The following is a 22909-nucleotide window of genomic DNA, read 5'->3' on the forward strand; positions in this document are numbered from 1 at the left end:
GCGTCTGTCACGCCGGGACGCGGATGATTGCCCGCAGGCCCCCGATTGGACTGTCATCCAGTATCACGTCGCCGCCATGGCTGCGTGCGATGTCGCGGGCGATGGCGAGGCCGAGCCCGGTGCCGCTCTCGTTTAGATTTCGCGCTTCATCCAGCCGGAAAAATGGTTTGAACACATCCTCGCGCGCCTTCGGCGGGATGCCGGGGCCGTCATCATCGACCGTGATCGTCAGCCATCGCGGCCCGTGGACAGCCGTGAGGCGCACATTGTCGGCATATCGAAACGCGTTCGACGTGAGGTTGTGGACGAGCCGCGAGAAGGCGTTTGGCCGGACGTTGACCAGCGGATCGCCATCGATCGAGATCATGATGCCGGATTCGAGCAGGGCCGCCTCGTCGCGGATGCGGCCGAACAGCGTCTCGATGTTCAGCGTGCCGATGTCTTCCTCCGCTTCGCCCTTGGCGAACGAGAGGTAGCCCTCCAGCATCAACTGCATGTCCTCGACATCCTGGTTGAGGCTTTTGACCTCCGGGCTGTCCCCCAGAAAGGCCAGTTGCAGTTTGAAGCGCGTCAGGATGGTGCGCAGATCGTGGCTGACGCCCGAAAGCATCGCCGTGCGCTGCTCGATCTGCCGCTCGATGCGCTCGCGCATCTGGATAAAGGCCTGGCCCGCGCGTCTCACCTCGTCGGCGCCGCGCGGCTGGAAACCGGACAGCTTCTGGCCCTTGCCGAAGCGCTCCGCCGCTTCCGCAAGCTTCAGGATCGGCCTGATCTGACCGCGCAGGAAGAGAATGGCGATGGCGAGCAACACGAGTGACGTGATCACCATCCAGAGCAGGAAGATGTGGGTATTGGACGCATAGGCCTGACTGCGCCGCGCGAAGATCCGGAGGATCGAATTGTCCATCTGGATGCGCACTTCGACGAGATCGGAATTGCCGACCGTGTCGATCCAGAAGGGGCGGCGCACTTGGCGGGACAGTTCTTGCGACAGGATGCGATCGAGGATCGAAAAGAACGGCTTCGGCCGGGGTGGAGGCAGGTCTCCCGGCGGTTCAATGGCGATGTTGAGCGCCAGGCGCTCACGCGCAATACGAATGATCTCGGCGTGGTCCGGTGTCTGCGGATAGGTCTCGATGACGTCGATGATTGCCGCGATGTCGCGCGTCACCGCTGTCGAGAGACGTTGCGTCACGGTTTGCCAGTGTCGTTCCATGAAGTTGAACGCGATCACCGACTGCAGGATCACCATAGGCAGGATGATGATCAGAAGCGCCCGTGCGTAAAGACCGCGTGGCACGCGACGCTTGAGCCAGCGCGTTACGCGGCGCAGGCCGCTGACGGGGCGGCGGTCCTCCAGCGAGCTCGCGGACAAGGCGTGCTGGCCCGGGCCCGCCTGCGGCGGTGCCTGTGCCGCATCGGTCGGCTGTCTCTCGTGCCGACCCATCGGCCAAGCCTCCGTCTATTCCACGCTCAGGCGGTAGCCGATGCCTCTGACAGTCTGCAGCCAGATGGGGTTTGCAGGATCGGTCTCGATCTTGCGGCGCAGGCGGTTGATCTGCACGTCGATCGTGCGTTCGCCGACCTCGGCGTCGGAGCCGACAAGTTCATGGCGTGGGATCGTTTCGCCGGCGCGTTCGGCGAATTGCGTCATGATCTCCTGCTCGCGGTCGGTGAGGCGGATCGGCTCGCCGGCGCGTTTCAGCTCGCGCTTGGTGATCACGAAGGTGTAGGGACCGAAGACCACCTGTTCGATCTTGGGCGTTGCCGGCTGCGCGCCGCGCTTCAGGATGTTGCTGACCCTCAGTGCCAGTTCGCGCGGCTCGAACGGCTTCGGCAGATAGTCGTCCGCACCGGCTTCGAGGCCTTCGATCCGGTTGTCGGCTTCCGTCAACGCCGTCAGCATCAGGATGGGCACGTCCTTTACGGCCCGCAGGCTGCGCGTGAGATCGACGCCGGACTCACCGGGCATCATCACGTCGAGGATGAGCAGATCGAAATCGATGCCCTCGAGCTTGCGGCGCGCTTCCGCAGCGTCGGCTGCGGTCGTGACGCGGAAGCCGCGTTCGGAGAGATAGCGCTTCAGGAGATCGCGGATGCGGGTGTCGTCATCCACGACGAGCAGATGGGCAGCATCGTCGGAAATCGGTTCAGGCGATGGATTTTGTGTCACGCAGTACCTCTCACATCCTCTGCACGCCGGGCGGCGGCAAAGGTCCACCGCCGGTCGCTACTTGCCCCCATCCAGCATGCCGCGCAGGAAACTCACGACCGTTTCGCGGCTCCCGGCGGGCAGATCGCGCAATGCCTTCGCGATACGGCGAGACTGTGGCTTTGCCAGATCGAGTGCGAGTTTGCGCCCTTTTTCGGTCGTATACAACTTCCGCTGCCGCCTGTCTTCAGCGCCCATGACCTGATGGATGTGGCCTGCATCGACCAGCTGCTTCAGCACGCGGGCGAGGCTCTGCTTCGTGATGCGCAGCGTGTCGAGCAGATCTGCAACAGTCAGCCCTGGTTGACGGTCGACAAAGTGGAGCACACGGTGGTGCGCCCGGCCGAATTCGATGCGCTGGAGGATCTGGTCGGGGTCCGATGTGAAGTCTCGATAGGCGAAGAACAGAAGCTCGATGAGTTCCGTATCGATGGATGCGAGATCCGAAGCCTGGCTTCTGCCTGTCTCGGCTGCCTGCGATTTTGTTGCGCCTGGTGCCATCGTCGCGTTCGATCCTTTCAGATATGTCAGGCATATTGACATATTTTTACCGGATTGCTAGCTTTTCGTTCTGCCTCAAACTGTACCGGCCGGGTTCGACGCGTAGCCGGGTCATGCAGATGGGCGTCCACAACTAGAGCCGCAACCGATCCACAAGAGCTCCGGCGCGGCGGAGGAAACACGATGGCTTCCGTTCCTTTCGATCAACTCGATGGTCACATCTGGTTCAATGGCGAATTCGTGCCTTGGAAGGACGCGAAGATCCACGTGCTGACGCATGGTCTTCACTATGCTTCGGCGGTATTCGAGGGCGAGCGGGCCTATGGCGGTCGCATTTTCAAGCTGACCGAACACACCGAACGCCTCATCAAGTCCGGCGAGATCCTCGGTTTCGATATTCCCTACAGCGTGGCCGAGATCGATGATGCCTGCATCAAGCTTCTCGAAATGCAGGGTTTTCAGGACGCCTATGTTCGCCCGATCGCCTGGCGCGGTTCGGAGATGATGGGCGTTTCCGCCCAGGCCAACCGGATCAATGTCGCGATCGCCATCTGGCAGTGGCCGAGCTACTTCAAGCCGGAAGAGAAGCTGAAGGGCATCCGCCTTGATATGGCGGAATACCGCCGGCCGGATCCGCGCACGGCTCCCTCCAAGTCGAAGGCGGCCGGTCTTTACATGATTTGCACCCTTTCGAAGCACGCAGCCGAGAAGAAGGGCTATGCCGATGCCCTGATGCTCGACTGGCGCGGCCAGGTGGCCGAAGCGACGGGCGCCAACGTGTTCTTCGTCAAGGACGGCGTCATCCACACGCCGACGCCCGACTGCTTCCTTGACGGCATCACCCGTCGCACGGTCATCGATCTGGCAAAGCGCCGCGGCTACGAGGTCGTGGAACGGGCGATCATGCCGGAAGAACTGGAAAGCTTCGAGCAGTGCTTCTTGACCGGCACGGCGGCGGAAGTGACGCCGGTTTCCGAAATCGGGCCCTACAGCTTTACCGTCGGTGAAATCGCGACCAATCTCGTCAACGACTACGCTGCCGAAGTGCAGCCGAAACGTCTCGCCGCCGAATAGGGCAGCTCGAATATTGTGCCATTACGCCGGATCACGGGACGTGGTCCGGCGGAACATTTTCTGAGTGATCTTCGTTTTTGGGAGTGATGCTGCGCCCTCGGCGCCGCTTTCTCTATCATGGAAAACTCAGATGATTGATCGACACGGTGTTGTAACCCCCGTCGCTTCGTGGGGCAGCATTTTCGGCGGCGCAGTAACTGTGATTGCCGTTTCCATTCTCCTTTCCCTTCTGGGCGCCGGTCTCGGCTTTGGCGCCGTAGATCCCCAGTCGAACGATCCGCTCGGCGGCATTGGTGTCGGGTTCGGGATTTGGTCCGTTCTGTCGCTCTTCATCAGCCTTGCCGCCGGCGGTTTCGTTGCAGGTTACCTCTCGCTGCAGGCTGGCTGGGTCCACGGTCTTCTGTCCTGGGCTACAGCTTTGATTGCCGCTGTCGTTCTTTCGGCATTCGCCATCAGCGGTGCGACGCAGCTCGCAGGCTCGGCGATCGGCTCGGTCGCCTCGCTGACCGGCTCTGCCATTTCCACCACTGCTGGCCTCGGCGGTGATGCGATTTCCGCCGTCGTTTCCAATTTCGACGAAGACCAGTTCGCCGATGTGGACGCCGAGGGTGCCGCTGCCGACATTCGTGAGCTTCTCCAGGACACCGATATCGAGGCCCTTCAGCCGGAAGCGATCTCCGAGGAACTGCAGGGTACGCGGGCGGACTTTGCCGATGCGTTCGAAGCGCTCCGCAGCAACCCGACGGAGTATGCTGCTGTTCTGGACAATCTCGCCAACGACCTGCAGACGCGTCTTGAAGGGTTTGGCGAAGAGATCGATCGCAATGCGATCGTTGCTTCGCTGACTGAAAACACCGACATGACCCAGCAGGAGGCCGAGCAGGCGACCGACCAGGCGATTGCCCGTTACGAAGAGTTCTCGACGTCCGTGCGCGAACAGGTCGATGCCGCTGTCCAGTCGGTCCAGGGTCTCGGCACGGAGATCGAGCAGCTTGAAGCGCAAGCGCGCGAGCAGGCCGCTCAGGCAGCCGATGCGATTTCCAGCGCGTCGCTCTGGGCGTTTCTGGCCTGCCTCATCGGCGCCGGGATTTCGGCCGTTGCCGGCTTCGGCGGTGCGCGAACGCGTGAGCTGATGGAACTCTAAGCACACATTTTCGAGATTGCGATCTATGGGCCGTCTCTGAGAGGCGGCCCTTTTCACATGGAGCGCGAGGTGCTAGCCCGCGTCAGCAACAGGGGTTTCGCTTATGGGACAACTTCAGGCAGGCATCATCCCGGTCACGGCATTTCAGCAGAATTGCACGATCCTCTTCGACAGCGAGACCAAGCGCGGTGTCGTTGTCGACCCGGGTGGTGAGGTGGACAAGATTCAGGAAGTAATCGCGCAAAACGGCTTCGTGATCGAGGCGATCTGGCTGACGCACGGACATATCGACCATGCGGGCGGTGCCATGGAGCTCAAAGAAGCACTCGGCATCGACATCATCGGTCCGCACAGGGATGATGGTTTCCTGCTCGAGGGGTTGGACGAGCAGGGCCGCCGGTTTGGCGTCGACGATCCGGTGCGCAATTGCACACCCGATCGCTGGCTCGACGATGGCGACAGCGTGAGCGCCGGCGGTCACGTCTTCACCGTGCGCCATTGTCCGGGACACGCGCCTGGCCACGTCATCTTCGTCAATGACGAAGCCAAGTTCGCCCATGTCGGCGACGTTCTGTTTCGCGGCTCGATCGGCCGGACAGATCTGCCGGGCGGTGATCACGACACCCTCCTTCGTTCGATCAAGGACAAGGTGCTGCCGCTTGGCGACGATTTCGGCTTTCTCTGCGGGCATGGGCCCGGTGGTCGCATTGGCGAGGAGCGGCTGACCAATCCCTATCTGAAGGGTCTTTGACCCACAAAACGAAAAGGCCGGTTCTTGCGAACCGGCCTTTTCGTCGCGACGTTCGATCGATCGTCAGTTGGCGACGCAGAAGCGCTCCTGACCATCATAGCCCACGAACGTGCCGGACGAGGGGTCGAAGGACCGGTAACGGCGAGAGCAATAGTCGTACCATGCTGGGCTCCAGGGCTGAAAACCCTGGCTGACGACAGGCCGGTAGACCGGGGCCGGGCGATAGGCTGGCGCCGGGTGGTAGACGGGCGCAGGCCGGAAGGCAGGCTGATAGCTGGGCGCCGGCGGGTAGTAGGTCGGCTGCGGCGGGTAATAAGTCGGCGCCGGATCGATATAGACGCGGCGGTTGTTGTTGCTGTCGGCAATCGCGCCGCCGATGATGGCGCCGGCGGCGAGACCCAGCACACCGAGCGCAACGGCATCGCCGCGATCACGGTTGTGCCAATGACGATGGCCTGCTTCAGCCGGAGCCAGCGTGGTGAAGAGGGTCGCCGCTGCGGCGACACCAAGAACAAGCATCTGCGACAATTTCTTCATGGTCTTGATCCCCAAGGAGCCTCGCTCCTGAACAGAACCCCGCAGCCTTTGGAAGCGCTGGGCGATGATGAGAATTTATCGGGTGCTGCCTGAACGCTGGCTGAACGAATTTCGTGAGCTTCCCGCCGTACGATTTTATGAGCGGAGAGATGCCCGGCCACGCATGGCCGGGAGGTTTTCATGTCCGCAAGCACTTGGCCTCGAGCTGTTTGATCAGCCGTCTACGGCGAGGTTCACCGCTTTCGGCCCTTTCCCGTGTCGATCGGGCTCGGTGTCGAACTTGACCTTCTGGTTCTCGGCCAATCCCGACAAGCCGGAGGCCTGCACGGCAGAGATATGGACAAAGATGTCGGCGCCGCCCCTGTCGGGTTTGATGAAGCCGAAGCCTTTTTCGGAATTGAAGAACTTGACTGTACCGGTCTCGGGCATTCTACGCAGTCCCTTTTTCCGCCGCCCGCTGGGTGGCGCGCGGCCATGCTTGAACGACCCCACTGCATGCATGGGGCATGCCTCGGTCTCGATCGGTCATGAGAGGAAAAGTGTTCGTGTTGTTGCGGCTGCCAATGCTTTCGACAAGCAAGGCCAAGTCTATCCGCCCGGAGGATTCTTGCGTCTCCGGAACGCATCTTTCCTTCGTTCGCGACGGGTCCGAACAATGGGAAGACTGATTGAACTCCTTAGATTTCGCAAGTGAAAGTTTCTTGCGAAATCTCAACTGGAGGCGGCAGCGTTTCGAGCCTGACGCGCAGGCAGGACTTCGATGAGCAGGATGGCGACGAAGATGCAGAGGCCGCCGAGATAGCCGAGGCTGCCGATGGTTTCGCCGAGCAGTACGGCGCCGAAAAGGGCGGCAAAAAGCACTTCGGTCGACAGCAGGATGGCGGCAGTGGCGGGCGCGGCATAACGCTGGCCGATGGCCTGCAGGGTAAAGGCAAGGCCGCTCGCGATGGCGCCTGCATAGAGAATCTCGGGCAATGCTGCCTGGATCGCGGTCCACTCGATGGGTTCGAAGACAAGCGCTGCGGCAAGGCCAAGCAGGGTGCAGACGCTGAACTGCATGAGGGCCAGCGCAACAGGTCGGCCGGTCATCGATGCCTGCCGGCCGACGAGGATCACCTGCATGGCCCAGAAGACTGCGGCGAGAATGGTGAAGAGGTCGCCCGGCCGGAGCGAGGTGAGCGCACCATCGGAGAGGAGCACGAGGCCGGCAAAGGCGAGGATCGCGCCCGGCCACACGACGGGATGCGGCGGCCGCCTCAGGATCACCGTCATGAGAATTGGAACGAAGACCACGTAAAGGCCGGTCAGAAATCCGGAATTGGTGACGGTCGTGGTCACCAGTCCGATCTGCTGGAAGACGATGCCGCCAAAAAGCGCGAGGCCGGCAAGCACGAAGCCCGGGCTGAAGGCGATGACGGGGCCGTCTGCCGCCCTTCGACCTTCGGCGATCGCGAAGGGAAGCGTCACCAGCATGGCGATGGCGGAACGCAGGGCGACGAACAGCAGCGGACCGATCGCGTCCATCGCGGTCGACTGCGCCACGAAGCCCATGCCCCAAATGGCGCCGGCGGTCAGCAGGATGGAATTGGCAAGCAGACGGGACATCAAAAGCCAGCGGGAAGGAGAGGGGCAGGACGACGACAGGAGTCGGATTGCTATCGCCCGCACTTGCGCTAACAGTTGGTGAAAGCCGCTGCAAGACGCGCGGCATTATCGTCGCCACGCCGAGGATCTGCTGGATGAAAAAGGCCCACTTACAGCACCTTTCGCTCGCCGCAGTCGGGCTTTTCATCCTTACGGAGGCTGCAGTCGCCTCCGGATATCGCGAGTTTCGCGACTGGCAGGTGAACTGCTCCTCTGCGCTCACCTGCCGGCTGACGCCGACCCTGCCGGATGACGCGCCGTTCTATGCGTTCACTTTCAGCCGCAGCAACGCGCCGGATGCCCCGGTGGAACTCACCGTCGGCTTTCGGGAGACGCTTCCGGACGCAAACGCACGCATGGATATCGAGATCACGGGCGGCCCGGCCCTGTCGCTTGAATTTGCCGGGGCGGAGCGGCGCGAGGATTATTCCGAGCTTCACTTCGAGGACGATGCGGTTCTGCGCAGCCTGATCGAGGCCATGAAGAACGGTACGGCGATGACTGTCTCGATTTCGTCCGACGATCCATCGGCGATCACAGAAGTGTCGCTTTCGGGCGTCACCGCGTCGCTGCTCTTCATCGACGAAAGCCAGGACCGCCTGGAGCGCACCGATGCGCTGCACGCCATCGGCGATCGCGAGCCGCCGGCTTCATCGCCGATCAGTGCGATCACCTCCTTCGACGAACTGCCAGCCCATATCGCCGCGGACTTCACCGACGACATGGGCTATTGCGGCGGCCTCGACGACGACCGCTTTGCCGCGATGGAAGGCGTGCTCGTGGATCGCGGCGATGAGGGCGTGATGCTGCTTTTGCCCTGCGGGCTCGGCGGTGCCTACAATTTCCCCTATGCGGTCTATATCGGCGGTGAACTCGCCACCGTGCGCGCACGGGATTTTCCGGTGATGGGCGAGGATGGCCCGCAATCGCAGCCCTTCGCCTACAACATCGATTTCGACCAGAAGACCGACCGGATCACATCCTTCTTCAAGGGGCGCGGCATCGGCGATTGTGGAACGCTGTCGGTCTGGTCTGTGGCAAACGACGGGTACGGCCCCTCTCTTACGCTTGTCGAACAGCGTGTGAAGGACGACTGCGACGGCGATTATGGCGACGGCCCAGACTCCTGGCCGCTTGTCTGGCCGGCTGCGCAGTAGCGCCTGCTCACCTGACGTCGAAAAGCTCTTCCAGCCGCTTCCTGTTCGTGCCGAGATCCGATCGCCCCAGTTTCGAGCGGGAATAGGCGCGGATGGCGGGTGCGCCATCCGAACGTTCAGTGACTTCGATGTCGAGCGTATCGGGGAAGCGCATCAACGGCGTGTAGACGACGAAGCGGGCATAGAGGGGATTGCTGCGATCATCGACCCGACGCACATGCGCTTCGATGGCTGCGAGCCGGTCGGCAAGCCGGGCAACGATCTCGGTCGGCGGCTGGTCGGGCGTCGCGATCGTGACGTCTGGTGCAGTGCAGGCGCCCTCGGTGCACGCAAGGGCATCGTTGGGCGAACCGCTGCTCCGGCCTTGCGTGAAATCATAGCGGCCGAGATCCGCCGGTCCGGTCATGCGTTCCCAGATGCGTTCGCGACCATAGACGATGGCCGCCAGAACGATGAGGCCGATGACGACGACGAGGATTACGAAGAACATCTTCATTCGCAGATGGCTTCAATCGGGGCCAGCAAATCGGTCATATCATGCCGGGGCGGCTTAGCGGCCGCGTTTGCCGAAGGTTTTTCGGGCCGTGATTGGCCGCTGCGGGACGGGTGGCGGAGCGATGATCGACGGCGCTTCCGGCAGCACGGGAGCCACGGCTGCCTCGTGCAACCGCGGTGCCTCGGTTATTGATGAGGCGCCCGGTTGATCGGGGAAAAGATCGTTGAACTTGCCGAGGATCGTGTCCGGCTTCGCCAGCGCGTAGCCCTGCAGCAGATCCACCTTCAAGTCGATCGCGACATCTACATGCCATGGATGCTCCAGTCCCTCGAACAATGTCGCGATGCCGTTTGCCCGGAACCGCTGCACCGTGTCCCGCAGCAGGTCTACACCGGGTGCATGTTCCATATAGCGCAGCACCCAATCCCCGTCGAATTTCACGATGTCGGGCTTGAGCAGTTCGATGCGCGCGATGTCGGAATCTTCCGCGCCATAGTCGTCGACCGCGATGCGGAAACCGCATCCACGGAAATCGTCTACGACGGCGACGAGCGCGGCGCGATTGGCAGCCTTCTTTTCGGTGATCTCGCAGACGATCTGCCGCGGTGCCAGGCCGATCTGCGAGGTGAGATCCAGGAGGCGCGCGACTTCCGTTGCGGTTGTGCGCGCATCGTTGAAGAGCCTCGGATCGAAGTTGAGAAACAACGTCGCCGTTGGTCGATCGAGCTGGCCCATGTTCAGAAGATGCAGTTGGCGACAGAGCGCATCGACAGGCCCGCCATCCTCCGGGGGCACGCTTGCGAAAAACCCGTAGGGCGAAACGCTCTGGCCGCCCTTGCTCGGCCGGATCAGGCCTTCGAAGGCTTCCAGGCGGAGTTTGCCGTGCCCGATCTGGCGAAAAATCGGCTGGAATGCGGATTTGAGCGCAAAGGGACCATAGACGGCAGCGTACCAGCCATCTTGCTGCCGAACGATATTTTGCGAGAGCGTATGGTTCTGCATCGCCCCGTCTCTCTCCCAAGCGGCCGATCAGGCACTGTCGCAGCTTCCAACTGACATCTTCTTAACACAACCGGCCCACTGATCTTGCCGGTGCGCTTGAAAGTCGCGGGCAGATTGGACATACCAGACCGGCATTTTCCCCGCCGGCGCGTGCCGCACTTCAATCGGCGCACCGGTGTCATCGAACCGGAGTAAAGAGCATGGCTTTTCTCGCCGACGCGCTCTCGCGCGTCAAACCATCGGCAACGATCGCTGTCAGCCAGAAGGCCCGCGAACTGAAAGCGCAGGGCCGGGACGTGATCGGGCTTGGCGCAGGTGAGCCAGACTTCGATACGCCGGACAACATCAAGAACGCGGCCATCGCTGCGATCAATCGCGGCGAGACGAAATATACGCCGGTTTCGGGCATCCCGGAACTGCGCAAGGCGATCGCCGACAAGTTCAAGCGCGAAAACGGGCTCGACTACGATCCGTCCCAGACGATCGTCGGCACCGGCGGCAAGCAGATCCTGTTTAACGCCTTCATGGCAACGATGAACCCCGGCGACGAAGTCGTGATCCCGGCTCCCTACTGGGTGAGCTACCCGGAAATGGTCGCGATCTGCGGCGGTACCCCGGTCTTCGTCGAAACGACCATCGACAACAGCTTCAAGCTGACACCGGACGCGCTCGACAAGGCGATCACGCCGAAGACCAAGTGGCTGATCTTCAACTCACCGTCGAATCCCTCTGGCGCCGCTTACAGCGAGGCTGAGCTGAAGGCCCTGACGGACGTGCTTTTGAAGCACGAGCATGTCTGGGTGCTGACCGACGACATGTACGAGCATCTTGTCTACGGCGACTTCACCTTCACGACGCCGGTTCAGGTGGAGCCGAAGCTCTACGACCGCACGCTGACGATGAACGGCGTATCAAAGGCCTATGCAATGACGGGCTGGCGCATCGGTTATGCGGCTGGTCCGCTTCAGCTGATCAAGGCCATGGACATGATCCAGGGCCAGCAAACCTCGGGTGCCTGCTCGATTGCACAATGGGCCGCTGTCGAAGCGCTCAACGGGACGCAGGACTTCATTCCGGAGAACAAGAAGATCTTCGAACGGCGCCGCGATCTCGTCGTGTCGATGCTGAACCAGGCCAAGGGCATCAACTGCCCGACGCCGGAAGGCGCGTTCTACGTCTATCCGTCCTGCGCAGGCCTGATCGGAAAGACGTCGCCGAGCGGCAAGGTCATCGAAACGGACGAGGATTTCGTGAGCGAGCTTCTGGAAGCCGAAGGCGTGGCCGTCGTGCACGGCTCGGCATTCGGCCTCGGCCCGAACTTCCGCATTTCCTACGCGACTTCGGAAGAGCTTCTCGAAGAAGCCTGCAGCCGCATCCAGCGCTTCTGCGCCGCCTGCCGCTGAGGCAGCCAATCTGACGCCGAACACAGCGCCGCTCCCGGCTTCGTGGGCGGCGCTTTTTTATGGCGGGCGGATATCCGGACAAAAAAAGAGGGCCACGGGAAGACCCGGGCCCTTTTAAGTTTGAAGGTCAAAACCTCCAGAGGGGAACAGCAAGATGCGATGACGTGGGAGGAAAGTAGTCACCGTGTGCATCTGCTGTAGGCGATATGATGCTTCGATAGGCAAACGGCAAGGTTCGGCCGCGCATTTCTGCCATGCGTCACGCACATATCACTGGACGGTGGATGTCGAAGAGGCAACGGTGCAGGATCGTTGCGCGCCAAAGAGGCAATTGTGTTTCCGCTAAGTAGTCTCCTCACACGACCATTGATGTTCGTTTCCGGCTTCCTCGGGTTCTATCCAGCTATTTTCCTGTCGATGGCATATTGGGGTTTTAGAATTTTCCGAGGCCGGAAAATGCGACCTAGCTCTGATCTGGAGAATTTCGCGCGCGAGCGAGGCATCATTCCGCCGCCGCTGGAACCGATGCCTCGGTCATCCGTCAATGCCTTGATTTGGGATCACTCGTTTTTCGGTATTGGATTATATTTTTATTTTTCTAATCGTGACCAAATTAACGGTGTGCTGAACTCCATCGCCTAATAGTTCCAGTTTCTGGCTTTCGAGATCAGGAAGTCGCGAAATGCCTTCAGCTTGGCGGCATTCTTTATTTCTTCCGGATAGCAGAAATAGGTGTCGAAGGAGGGGGCGTCAGCGGTCGTCTCCAGCTGCACGAGGCCCGAATCGCGGCCGACCATGTAGTCAGGCAGCATGGCGATGCCGATGCCCATCTGCACCGCCCGCTTCACGGAAGTGAGATTGTTGATCTGCAGGTGCGGCACGCGGGGATTGTCGGCGGTCCGACCGGCGACCTCGAGCGAGTTGAGGCCGAGGAGATAGCCCGGTGCCGGCTCGCCGAAGGTGATGATGCGGTGGCCGTCAAGATCCTGAGGCGATCTGGGCTCGCCGAAGCGGTTGATGTAGCCGGGCGATGCATAGACGTGCAGATGCACCGTAAAGAGCTTGCGCTGAATGAGGTCCGGTTGTTGCGGCTGGCGCAGGCGGATCGCGCAGTCCGCGTGGCGCATGTTCACATCCAGCTCCTCATTGTCGAGGATCAGCTGAAGCTGCATTTCCGGGTAGAGTTCAAGAAACTCCTGGACCTTCTCCGTCAGCCAGCCTTGGCCGAGACCAACCGTCGTCGTCACGCGCAGCTTGCCGCTTGGCTTGTTGCTGGTCTCGGTCAGCCTGGCGCGGACCGTCTCCAGCTTGAGCAGCACGTCATGCGCCGTGTGGTAGAGCATTTCGCCCTGTTCGGTCAGGATGAGGCCGCGGGCATGGCGGTGGAAGAGCTTGGTGCCGACTTCGTGTTCCAGCGCGCTGACCTGGCGGCTGATCGCGGACTGCGACAGATGCAGGGCGTCCGCCGCGTGGGTAAACGAACCCGCCTCGGCGGCTGCGTGAAAAATCCGCAGCTTGTCCCAGTCCAATGGAGCTACCATGTGATCAGACCATCCCCTCAGGTCGTCTTATTTATTCGGCCGCTTCCGCGATGTGGACGTAGCCGGCAAGGTATCGTTCTACTTCGAGCGCCGCCATGCAGCCCATGCCCGCTGCGGTGACCGCCTGCCGGTAGACGTCGTCGGTCACGTCGCCGGCGGCGAAGATGCCCGGCACGTCGGTCGCCGTCGAATCCGGCGCGCTCCAGAGATAGCCGTTCGGCTTCATCCGGAGCTTGTCCTTGAACAGATCGACGGCCGGCGCATGACCGATCGCAACGAAGACCCCGTCGACAGCGAGATCCTTGATTTCACCCGTCTGCGTATCCTTGAGCCGCACGCCCGTCACGGAAGGCGGCATCGGCGGCTTGGCCGGCGTTCCGGTGATCTCGTCGATCACGGCGTTCCAGACGACATTCACGTTGTCCTTGGCGAAGAGGCGATCCTGAAGGATGCGTTCCGCACGAAGGCCCTCGCGCCGGTGGATGAGCGTGACGGATTTCGCGAGATTGGAGAGATAGAGCGCTTCCTCGACAGCGGTGTTGCCGCCGCCGACGACCGCGACATCCTTGCCGCGATAGAAGAAGCCGTCGCATGTGGCGCAGGCCGAGACGCCGAAGCCCATGAAGGTCTGCTCGCTCTCGATGCCGAGCCATTTGGCCTTGGCGCCGGTGGCGATGATCAGGGCATCGGCGGTGAAGACCTGCCCACCATCCGTGCGCACGCGGAAGGGGCGGCGGTCAGTCTCGACCTCGACGACGAGGTCGTTGACGATTTCAGCGCCCACATTGATCGCCTGGTTGAGCATCTGCTCCATCATCCAGGGGCCCTGAACGGGATCGGCATAGCCCGGATAATTTTCCACATCCGTGGTGATCATCAATTGGCCGCCCTGTTCCATGCCGGCGATGACGATCGGCTTCAGCATGGCGCGGGCTGCGTAGATGGCGGCGGTGTATCCCGCGGGGCCGGAGCCGATGATCAGGACCGGCGTGTGACGCTCGCTCATGTCGGTAATGTCCTATTGGTCTTTGGCGACAGTCCATATCACCACTGTCGCTAATCTACGAATGGGGGCGCCGCCGTTTCAAGGCGTACCCACGACTTTCTCACAAGAGGTATCTCGCATTTGCGGCGATTGTGCTACTTGGAGACACGAGAATCGCCCCGCAATAAAATTGCGTGAAACGGCGAAATGAACGCAATCTTATTGCCAGAGGCATCAGGAATGGTATTTCGCGCTGATCTCGACGCGATCGATATGAAAATCCTCCGCGAATTGCAGCGCGAAGGCCGGATCACCAATGTCGAACTGTCAGAGCGCGTCGGAATCTCAGCGCCCCCCTGCCTGCGCCGGGTGCGCAAGCTGGAGGAGGCTGGCATCATCCGCGGCTACCGGGCGCTGATCAATGCACAGGCGCTCGGCTACGACCTCGTCGCCTTCACCATGGTCGGGTTGATCCACCAGTCGGACGGCAATCTGAAGGAATTCGCCGCCATGACCACGATGTGGCCGATCGTGCGCGCTGCGTGGATGGTTTCGGGCGAAAGCGACTTCCTGCTGCATTGTGTCGCAAAGGACCTGTCGAGCTTCCAGGATTTCGTCGTGGATACGCTGACGGCGGCACCGAACGTGGACACCGTTCGCACGATGCTGACCATTCGCCAGATCAAGGACGAAGGCGAAGTTGCCATCTGAGGTCTCGCATCGAGCCTTTCGAGCATCGCAGCTCAAGACACAAGGAGCGCAGCGGTTGCCCGCCACGCCCCTGATCTATCGTCGTGCAATGGGCTGGAGCCTGTGGCTCAGCCCCAGTTGATCGCGAGGATCTCGTAGGCCTTGGAGCCGCCGGGCGCGTTGACTTCGATCGAGTCGCCAACGCTCTTGCCGATGAGGGCGCGCGAGATCGGCGAGGAGATCGAGATCCGACCATCCTTCACATCGGCTTCCTGGTCGCCGACGATCTGGTAGGTCTTTTCTTCTTCGGTGTCCTCGTCGACGATCTTGACGGTCGCGCCGAACTTCACCGTATCGCCGGACATCTTCGTCAGATCGATGACTTCTGCGCGTGCGAGCAGGTCTTCGAGTTCGGTGATCCGGCCCTCATTGTGGCTCTGCGCTTCCTTGGCGGCATGGTATTCCGCATTTTCGGAGAGATCCCCATGGGCGCGAGCCTCGGAGATCGCCTCGATGATGCGCGGGCGCTCTTCCTGTTGGCGCATGCGCAGCTCTTCCTGCAGCTTCTTGAAGCCGGAAGGCGTCATGGGCACTTTGTCGACCATTGTCGTATCCCTTTCCGTAGCGTGCCCGATTCAAAGCACCATCGCCCGGTCCGTGTTCCGGGCCGCTGAAAAGTGCTCAATCGGGCAAAAAAGAAAACGGTTCTCGAGCAGTGATCTCGGAACCGTTCTCGCTGTCCATCGCGAGTGATTATCAAATAATGCCAGCGAATTCACCTGAAAAGATGCGACCGCATGGATCGCACTCTTCTTAAATGCTGAAATAACTCTGCAAAGGCCGCACTTCAAGATTTCCGGCCTTCAGTGCAGCGATTGCCTTCGCCGCTGCCACGGATCCAGCCATCGTGGTGAAGTACGGCACCTTCTGCATCAGCGCTGCACGGCGCAGCGATTTCGAATCAGACACGGCCTTGGCGCCATCCGTCGTGTTGATCACGAGCTGGATCTGGCGGTTGCGGATTGCGTCTTCGACATGCGGCCGGCCTTCGAGCACCTTGTTCACCCGCTCCACCGTGATGCCGTGCTCCTTGAGGAAGCTCGCAGTGCCGCTCGTCGCGATGACGCGGAAGCCGACCGAGACCAGCGTTTCGATGGCAGGAAGGACGCGCTCCTTGTCGTCGTCCCTGACCGAGACGAAGACCGCGCCGTCGCGGGGCAGTTCGACGCCCGCACCGAGCTGGGCCTTGGCGAAAGCAAGCGTAAAGTCGCGGTCGAGGCCCATGACTTCGCCAGTCGAACGCATCTCCGGTCCAAGCAGCGTGTCGACGCCGGGAAAGCGGGCGAAGGGGAAGACGGCTTCCTTGACGGCGATGTGGTCCAGCTTCTTCGGATCGGCGGACGCACCATAGGCATCGAGCGCCTGCGACAGCGTTTCGCCCGCCATGATGCGCGCGGCAATCTTGGCAATCGGCGCACCGATTGTCTTCGCAACGAAAGGCACGGTGCGCGAGGCGCGCGGATTGACCTCAAGCACGTAGATCGTGCCGTCCTTCACCGCATACTGCACGTTCATCAGGCCGCCGACATTCAGCGCCTTGGCCAAGGCCTCGGTCTGCGTCTTCAGCTGTGCAACGATGTCTTCCGGCAGCGAATAAACCGGCAGCGAGCAGGCGCTATCGCCGGAATGGATGCCGGCTTCCTCGATGTGCTCCATGATGCCGCAGACATAGACGTTCTGGCCGTCGCACAGGCAGTCGACATCGACCTCGATCGCGTTCGTCAGATAGCTGTCGAAGAGCAGCGGGTTCTTGCCGAGCAGCGTGTTGATCTGGCCGGTCTTGTCGTTGGGGTAACGTGCCTTGATGTCTTCCGGCACCAGTTCCGGCACCGTGCCGAGCAGGTAATTTGAGAGCGTCGTCTCGTCCCGGATGATCTGCATGGCGCGGCCGCCAAGCACGTAGGACGGACGAACGACGAGCGGGAAGCCGATCTCGGCCGCGACGATGCGCGCCTGCTCGACGGAATAAGCGATGCCGTTCTTGGGCTGGGCGAGGTCCAGCTTGACCAGCAGCTTCTGGAAGCGGTCGCGGTCTTCGGCAAGGTCGATCATGTCCGGGGCGGTGCCGAGGATCGGAATGCCGGCTTTCTCAAGAGCTTCTGCAAGCTTCAGCGGCGTTTGGCCGCCGAACTGGACGATGACGCCGTGCAGCGTGCCCTTCGACTGCTCGATGCGCAGGATCTCCAGCACGTCCTCAGCCGTCAGCGGCTCGAAATAGAGCCGGTCGGACGTGTCGTAGTCGGTCGAGACCGTCTCCGGGTTGCAGTTGACCATGATGGCTTCATAGCCCGCATCGGCGAGCGCGAAGGCTGCGTGGCAGCAGCAATAGTCGAACTCAATGCCCTGGCCGATGCGGTTCGGCCCGCCGCCGAGGATCACGACCTTCTTGCGATCCGAGACGAAGGCTTCCGAGCGCAATTCGCCTGCAAAGGGTGTCTCGTAGGTCGAGTACATGTAGGCGGTCGGCGAAGCGAATTCGGCCGCGCAGGTGTCGATGCGCTTGAAGACCGGATGCACGTCGAGCGCTGTGCGCAGCTTGGCGACATCCTTTTCGCTCTGGCCGGTCAAGCCCGCAAGGCGGGCATCGGAAAAGCCCATGCTCTTCAGCATGCGCAGGTTCTCTGCATCCTGCGGCAGGCCATGGGCGCGCACGCGCGCTTCCATGTCGACGATCGCCTTGAGCTGGGCAAGGAACCACGGATCGATCTTGCAACTCGCATAGATTTCGGCTTCGCTCATGCCGAGACGGAGCGCCTGCGCCACCATGCGCAGGCGATTGGGTGTCGGCGTGCCGAGCGCGGCCTTGATCGCGTTGCGGTCGTCGGATCTGTCGCCATCGATGCCGAGGCCCGGGATTTCGATCTCGTCGAGGCCGGTGAGGCCGGTTTCCAGGCCGCGTAGGGCCTTTTGCAGGCTTTCGGCGAAGGTACGGCCGATCGCCATGACTTCACCGACCGATTTCATCGCCGTGGTCAGCGTCGGTTCGGCGCCCGGGAACTTCTCGAACGCAAAGCGCGGGATCTTGGTGACGACGTAGTCGATCGACGGCTCAAAGGAGGCAGGTGTCGCGCCGCCGGTGATGTCGTTGTCCAGTTCGTCGAGTGTATAGCCGACGGCGAGCTTGGCTGCGATCTTGGCGATCGGGAAACCGGTCGCCTTGGAGGCAAGTGCGGACGAGCGTGACACACGCGGGTTCATCTCGATGACGACCAGGCGGCCATTGTCCGGGTTGACGGCGAACTGCACGTTCGAGCCACCGGTCTCGACCCCGATCTCGCGCAGCACCGCGATCGAGGCGTTGCGCATGATCTGGTATTCCTTGTCCGTCAGCGTGAGTGCCGGCGCGACCGTTATGGAATCGCCCGTGTGCACGCCCATAGGGTCGATGTTCTCGATGGAGCAGACGATGATGCAATTGTCGGCGTGATCGCGCACGACCTCCATCTCGTACTCTTTCCAGCCGAGCACGCTTTCCTCGATCAGCACTTCGGTGGTCGGGGAGGCATCGAGGCCGGAGGAGATGATGTCGAAGAATTCGGTGCGGTTGTAAGCAATACCACCGCCGGTTCCGCCCATGGTGAAGGACGGACGGATGATGGCCGGCAGGCCGATTGTGTCGAGGGCTTGCGCTGCGATCGCCATGGCGTGGCTCATGTAACGCTGCTTGCGGTCGCTCTCGCCGAGGTTCCACTGCGTCTCGAGATCGTCGAGCGCCTTGTCGAGCGCATCGCCCGAATGGTCGGCGCGAATCTTCGCCTTCAGCGCTTCGTGGGCCTTGCGGTCTTCTTCCTTGATGGCGGTGGCGTTGGCGAGCAGCGAGCGGGGCGTTTCGAGGCCGATCTTTGCCATCGCCTCGCGGAACAGCGCGCGGTCTTCGGCCTTGTCGATCGCCTCGGGCTTGGCGCCGATCATCTCGACATTGTAGCGCTCCAGCGTGCCCATGCGCTTCAGCGACAGGGCCGTGTTCAGTGCGGTCTGGCCGCCCATCGTGGGCAGCAGCGCATCGGGCCGCTCCTTGGCGATGATCTTGGCGACGACTTCTGGCGTGATCGGCTCGATATAGGTGGCATCCGCAAGCTCCGGATCGGTCATGATCGTCGCCGGGTTGGAGTTGACCAGGATGACCCGGTAACCTTCCTCTTTCAGAGCTTTGACAGCTTGGGTGCCGGAATAATCGAACTCGCAGGCCTGGCCGATGATGATGGGGCCGGCGCCGATGATCAGGATCGATTGGATATCGGTTCTTTTCGGCATGGGTCATCCATCTGTCAGGTCGGCACCGGGTATGGCATGGCCAAGATTGGCTCATGCGGCACCCGCGCTCGTCTATCGATTTTGAGGCTAGGCCGGCCTTATAGGGTAAAGGTTCTGAGAGGAAAACCCTGCACGCGCACGTTCCGACGCTTTTTCAGGCAGGGGTCAAACCTGCGCTCATTCGCTCTCGTAAATCAGTTCGGATGCGTCATAGCGGGTGACGCCCTGGGAAATGGCATAGCAGGCCAGCGCGACGGCAACGGGGATTTCAACGGCCTTACCGTCCCGGTCGCCCTTCTCGTAGTATTGGATGACGCGCTTCTTCAGTCCGAGCGCGTCGGCGGCATCTTTCTGCTTGAGCCCGAGCGCCTTGCGCCAACGGCGGAAATCATCTGGCGTCATATCGTGTCGCTGCCCGTTTTCTGATGCCAACCCGTTTGCCAGCAATCCCGTTATGAACCCCGTAGTCCTAATGAACCGAATCGGCCCATACTTAAAAAGCATAAACTTAAATACATTGATTTGCTTGCCCGTTTATTCGGTCATCAGCTGACCATGCCTTCCATCGGCACAGCTTGGGCCGCACTGTTGCAGATGTTTGTGACAGATGTGTTCGACCGCCTTTGAAGTGGTGAGGGGAGGCTGGCCGAGGTCGGCGGATTCGATAAGATCGTCGGCCAGTGACGTCGTTCCGGAACCAAAATGACGGCGGGCACTTTCGGTGGATCGATGATCCTTTTCGCGGAGAGATGCGGATGCGTTGGCGGGGCAGGCGACAGAGTTCCAACATCGATGATCGGCGCGGACGATCGGGTGGCTTCGGCGGTGCAGGCCCACGGATGCGCATTCCCGGTGGCGTGATCCGCGGCGGTCGCGGTGGCGGCGGTATCGGGTCGATCTTCGTGCTCATCGTGCTCGGCATCATCCTGTGGGCGGTCGGCATCAATCCGATGATCCTGCTCGATGGCGGGAGCGGTACTTCTACGAGCATCGAGCAGCAGGCAGGGCCATCGACGCAGGGTCTTGCTCCCGGTCAGCGTGACGAAGCTTCGGAATTCATCGCCACGGTGCTTGCCGAAACGGAGGACACTTGGAACGGCATCATGGAAGCGGAAGGCGCGGATTATCCGGAGCCGACGCTGGTTCTGTTCGAAGGCGCGGTATCCTCGGCCTGCGGCCAGGCAAGTTCCGCCGTCGGGCCATTCTACTGCCCCAACGACCAGCAGCTTTACATCGATCTCGGCTTCTTTAATGAATTGGCAGAGCGGTTCGATGCGGCCGGCGACTTCGCGCAGGCTTACGTGGTTGCGCACGAGGTCGGGCATCACGTCCAGAACGTGATCGGCGTTCTGCCGCAGTTCAACCAGATGCGACAGCAGATGGGCGAAACGGAAGCCAATGCGCTTTCGGTTCGTGTCGAACTGCAGGCCGACTGCTTCGCCGGCATTTGGGGACACTACACCGCTGAACGCGGGTTGCTCGAAGCGGGCGACCTCGAGGAAGCGCTGAATGCCGCGACGCAGATCGGTGACGACACCCTTCAGCGGCGCACGCAGGGCTACGTGGTGCCGGACAGCTTCAATCACGGCACATCGGCCCAGCGTCGCGAGTGGTTTCAGCGTGGCTTCGAAAGCGGCCGGCTGGAGGACTGCGACACGTTCAATGGTCCAGTCTAGGCCTTGGGCATCTGAAGAAGCGTTATGAAATGGGAAAGCAATTCCTCAACATGACGACACCTGAATAATCCTAGGGTCTGAATTCACTGAAATTTTAGTGCTTTCTGGTGATGTGAAACATCATTCTGGGGAGTGCTTTGATGCTTCGTCGTTTCGCAACCAATCAGTCCGGCAATTTTGCGATCATGTTCGGTCTGGCGATGGTTCCGATCGTCGGAGCCGTGGCGCTTGCGGTCGACTACACGGCTGCGTCCCGTCAGCGGAGCGAATTGCACAATGCCGCCGATGCCGCGGCGCTCGCCCTTGCCCGCCGCGGGGACGAGCTCAGCCAGCTGGAGGCCGAGCAGCTCGCGGATGAATTCATCCAGGCGCATTTCGCCGGTTCCTACTCCGATCTTACGGTCGTCAAGACCGACGATACCTGGTCGGTTGCCGTGGCGGCGTCGTCCGCGACGCGGTTTGCCAAGATCTTCGGGGTCGATGCATCGAGCGTATCGGTCGAGTCGGCCGCTACATTCGCGCTGAACACTTACGAGATCGGGCTTGTTCTCGATACGACCGGATCAATGCGCGGCGAAAAGCTCGAGCAGCTGAAATCCGCTGCAACGCAGCTCGTCGATACGATGGCCGAAAGCGCGGTCGATCCCGACATGGTGAAGATGGCGCTCGTGCCATTCTCGTCCTTCGTCAATGTCGGCCCCCAGTTCGGACCGCAATTCGACGCCGACGGCAAGGTGACGCGCGAGGCTGCGCCGTGGCTCGACATGCGCGGCAAGAACCCCATCCCGCAGGTGGAGCTTGCGCACAATCTCAGCCGGTTTCAGATGTTTCATCATCTGGGCCAAGAGTGGGAAGGCTGCATCGAGACACGTCCGCCGCACAAGGACATGGCTTATGATGTGACCGATGCGCCTGCGACCTCCAAGGACCGGCGCTCGCTTTTCGTGCCGGCTTTCTCGATCGACGAACCGGATGACAGAAGCCGCACGGGACGTCCTCTCTACCCCAACAGTTACCTGGAGGACGACGGCACCACGCTGCGCGATCCCAAGCGCAAGCGCCTGCGCGAAAAGTATCACGTCGAGTTGCAGGGATCCGGTGACCCAGATCTGATCGGAGGGCTCCTCGACACGGTGACGGATGTGCTTTTCGAAGAGCCGCCGGCAGTCGACGATTCAAGAGCCGTATTCTGGAGCGGCGAGAACTGGTCGAAGGGGCCGAACCTCGACTGCCAGGCCCAGCCCATCCTGCCGCTGACCAGCGACTACGATCTCATCAAGGAGCGCATCGACGGTCTGGTCGCCGAGGGCGCCACCAACATGCTCGAGGGTGTCACCTGGGGTTGGCGGGTGCTGTCTCCGGGCGAGCCCTTCGCCGAGGGCCGCGCCAAGAGTGTGGCCAACAACGAGAAGATCATGATCTTCCTGACTGACGGGGCCAACACCTGGAACCAGCTCAGCAACAGCCTGGGCTCTATGTATTCCAGCTTCGGCTACGCGGTGGACGAGCGCCTTGTCAGTGCCGGATCGGGTGCGGTGATGGTCTCGAATGCTATGGATACCAAGACGCTCGCAGGCTGCACGAACGCCAAGGCCGACGGCATCACCATCTATGTGATCCGGCTGGAACTGCAGGACAAATCGACCGGAACGCTGCTGTCACAATGCGCGACGTCGGAGGCGCATTATTTCGACGTGCCCGATGCGGCAACGCTTGACGAAACCTTCGGGAAGATCGCCGACAGCATCCGCCGGGTCCGGATCAGTTCCTGATCGACTGGAA

Annotated in this window: 21 protein-coding genes; 8 read left to right on the forward strand and 13 right to left on the reverse strand. The window is 61.4% G+C overall.

What is annotated here, in order from left to right; translation table 11 throughout:
* Positions 1-7 precede the first annotated feature (7 nt).
* Genes QQL76_RS04335 through QQL76_RS04345 form a run of 3 tightly spaced genes read right to left on the reverse strand, consistent with a single transcriptional unit; the run spans position 8 to position 2713 of the window.
* Positions 8-1447, reverse strand: coding sequence for a sensor histidine kinase family protein (locus QQL76_RS04335; RefSeq protein WP_499206539.1), 1440 nt, complete (start codon positions 1445-1447; stop codon positions 8-10).
* A 15-nt stretch (positions 1448-1462) separates the two neighbouring features.
* The gene (locus tag QQL76_RS04340) at positions 1463-2173 is read right to left on the reverse strand and encodes a response regulator (RefSeq protein WP_126009203.1); all 711 of its coding nucleotides are present in this window, start codon (positions 2171-2173) and stop codon (positions 1463-1465) included.
* 57 nt (positions 2174-2230) lie between these two features.
* Positions 2231-2713 (reverse strand): MarR family winged helix-turn-helix transcriptional regulator, encoded by a 483-nt coding sequence (locus QQL76_RS04345; protein WP_499206540.1) that lies wholly within the window; start codon positions 2711-2713, stop codon positions 2231-2233.
* Between the two features lie 183 nt (positions 2714-2896).
* Here QQL76_RS04345 and QQL76_RS04350 point away from each other — a divergent pair, with 183 nt between their 5' ends.
* The 3 genes from QQL76_RS04350 (at position 2897) to QQL76_RS04360 (ending at position 5682) form a co-directional block, all read left to right on the forward strand.
* Complete coding sequence (locus tag QQL76_RS04350; RefSeq protein ID WP_499206541.1) at positions 2897-3787, forward strand: branched-chain amino acid aminotransferase; 891 nt, start codon at positions 2897-2899, stop codon at positions 3785-3787.
* 130 nt (positions 3788-3917) lie between these two features.
* On the forward strand, positions 3918-4931 hold the full coding sequence (locus QQL76_RS04355) for a hypothetical protein (protein ID WP_404864144.1): 1014 nt from the start codon (positions 3918-3920) through the stop codon (positions 4929-4931).
* A gap of 103 nt (positions 4932-5034) precedes the next feature.
* Positions 5035-5682, forward strand: a complete 648-nt coding sequence (locus QQL76_RS04360; RefSeq protein ID WP_499206542.1) for an MBL fold metallo-hydrolase — start codon at positions 5035-5037, stop codon at positions 5680-5682.
* A 63-nt stretch (positions 5683-5745) separates the two neighbouring features.
* Here the strand turns inward: QQL76_RS04360 and QQL76_RS04365 are convergent, their stop codons facing one another.
* The 3 genes from QQL76_RS04365 to QQL76_RS04375 form a co-directional block, all read right to left on the reverse strand.
* On the reverse strand, positions 5746-6219 hold the full coding sequence (locus QQL76_RS04365; protein WP_499206543.1) for a BA14K family protein: 474 nt from the start codon (positions 6217-6219) through the stop codon (positions 5746-5748).
* A 213-nt stretch (positions 6220-6432) separates the two neighbouring features.
* The gene (locus QQL76_RS04370; protein ID WP_126009215.1) at positions 6433-6648 is read right to left on the reverse strand and encodes a cold-shock protein; all 216 of its coding nucleotides are present in this window, start codon (positions 6646-6648) and stop codon (positions 6433-6435) included.
* Positions 6649-6930: 282 nt separating this feature from the next.
* Positions 6931-7824 carry a DMT family transporter gene (locus QQL76_RS04375; RefSeq protein ID WP_499206544.1) on the reverse strand — a complete coding sequence of 298 codons (894 nt, stop codon included), beginning with the start codon at positions 7822-7824 and terminating at the stop codon, positions 6931-6933.
* Between the two features lie 134 nt (positions 7825-7958).
* Here QQL76_RS04375 and QQL76_RS04380 point away from each other — a divergent pair, with 134 nt between their 5' ends.
* Entirely contained in the window at positions 7959-9020 is a 1062-nt protein-coding gene (locus QQL76_RS04380) for a DUF1176 domain-containing protein (protein ID WP_499206545.1), read from the forward strand.
* A gap of 7 nt (positions 9021-9027) precedes the next feature.
* Here QQL76_RS04380 and QQL76_RS04385 read toward each other — a convergent pair whose 3' ends face one another.
* Together QQL76_RS04385 and QQL76_RS04390 are read right to left on the reverse strand one after the other, a co-directional pair.
* Positions 9028-9516 (reverse strand): DUF1499 domain-containing protein, encoded by a 489-nt coding sequence (locus tag QQL76_RS04385; protein ID WP_499206546.1) that lies wholly within the window; start codon positions 9514-9516, stop codon positions 9028-9030.
* Positions 9517-9570: 54 nt separating this feature from the next.
* The gene (locus QQL76_RS04390) at positions 9571-10518 is read right to left on the reverse strand and encodes an EAL domain-containing protein (protein ID WP_499206547.1); all 948 of its coding nucleotides are present in this window, start codon (positions 10516-10518) and stop codon (positions 9571-9573) included.
* 200 nt (positions 10519-10718) lie between these two features.
* On the opposite strand from QQL76_RS04390, the gene QQL76_RS04395 reads away from it, so the two are divergent.
* On the forward strand, positions 10719-11921 hold the full coding sequence (locus QQL76_RS04395) for a pyridoxal phosphate-dependent aminotransferase (RefSeq protein WP_499206548.1): 1203 nt from the start codon (positions 10719-10721) through the stop codon (positions 11919-11921).
* Between the two features lie 638 nt (positions 11922-12559).
* Here QQL76_RS04395 and QQL76_RS04400 read toward each other — a convergent pair.
* Positions 12560-13462, reverse strand: coding sequence for a LysR family transcriptional regulator (locus QQL76_RS04400; RefSeq protein ID WP_499206549.1), 903 nt, complete (start codon positions 13460-13462; stop codon positions 12560-12562).
* Between the two features lie 31 nt (positions 13463-13493).
* A complete protein-coding gene (trxB, locus tag QQL76_RS04405; protein ID WP_499206550.1) occupies positions 13494-14468 on the reverse strand; it encodes an NAD(P)/FAD-dependent oxidoreductase in 975 nt (324 codons plus the stop codon).
* Positions 14469-14687: 219 nt separating this feature from the next.
* Between trxB and QQL76_RS04410 the strand changes: the two genes are divergently transcribed.
* Positions 14688-15158, forward strand: coding sequence for an Lrp/AsnC family transcriptional regulator (locus tag QQL76_RS04410; protein ID WP_499206551.1), 471 nt, complete (start codon positions 14688-14690; stop codon positions 15156-15158).
* Positions 15159-15265: 107 nt separating this feature from the next.
* On the opposite strand, the gene greA is transcribed toward QQL76_RS04410, so the two are convergent.
* From greA to QQL76_RS04425, 3 genes are all read right to left on the reverse strand, one after another.
* On the reverse strand, positions 15266-15742 hold the full coding sequence (gene greA / locus QQL76_RS04415) for a transcription elongation factor GreA (RefSeq protein ID WP_126009233.1): 477 nt from the start codon (positions 15740-15742) through the stop codon (positions 15266-15268).
* A 208-nt stretch (positions 15743-15950) separates the two neighbouring features.
* A complete protein-coding gene (gene carB / locus QQL76_RS04420) occupies positions 15951-19451 on the reverse strand; it encodes a carbamoyl phosphate synthase large subunit (RefSeq protein WP_499206552.1) in 3501 nt (1166 codons plus the stop codon).
* A gap of 177 nt (positions 19452-19628) precedes the next feature.
* Positions 19629-19853: a helix-turn-helix domain-containing protein gene (locus tag QQL76_RS04425; RefSeq protein WP_126009237.1), complete on the reverse strand. Its 225-nt coding sequence runs from the start codon at positions 19851-19853 to the stop codon at positions 19629-19631.
* A 353-nt stretch (positions 19854-20206) separates the two neighbouring features.
* Between QQL76_RS04425 and ypfJ the strand changes: the two genes are divergently transcribed.
* Together ypfJ and QQL76_RS04435 are read left to right on the forward strand one after the other, a co-directional pair.
* On the forward strand, positions 20207-21127 hold the full coding sequence (gene ypfJ / locus QQL76_RS04430; RefSeq protein ID WP_404864153.1) for a KPN_02809 family neutral zinc metallopeptidase: 921 nt from the start codon (positions 20207-20209) through the stop codon (positions 21125-21127).
* A 140-nt stretch (positions 21128-21267) separates the two neighbouring features.
* Positions 21268-22899, forward strand: a complete 1632-nt coding sequence (locus tag QQL76_RS04435) for a TadE/TadG family type IV pilus assembly protein (protein ID WP_499206553.1) — start codon at positions 21268-21270, stop codon at positions 22897-22899.
* Positions 22900-22909: the final 10 nt, after the last annotated feature.

This window comes from Rhizobium albus (genome assembly GCA_030160035.1).
GTDB classification, from domain to species: domain Bacteria; phylum Pseudomonadota; class Alphaproteobacteria; order Rhizobiales; family Rhizobiaceae; genus Georhizobium; species Georhizobium albus.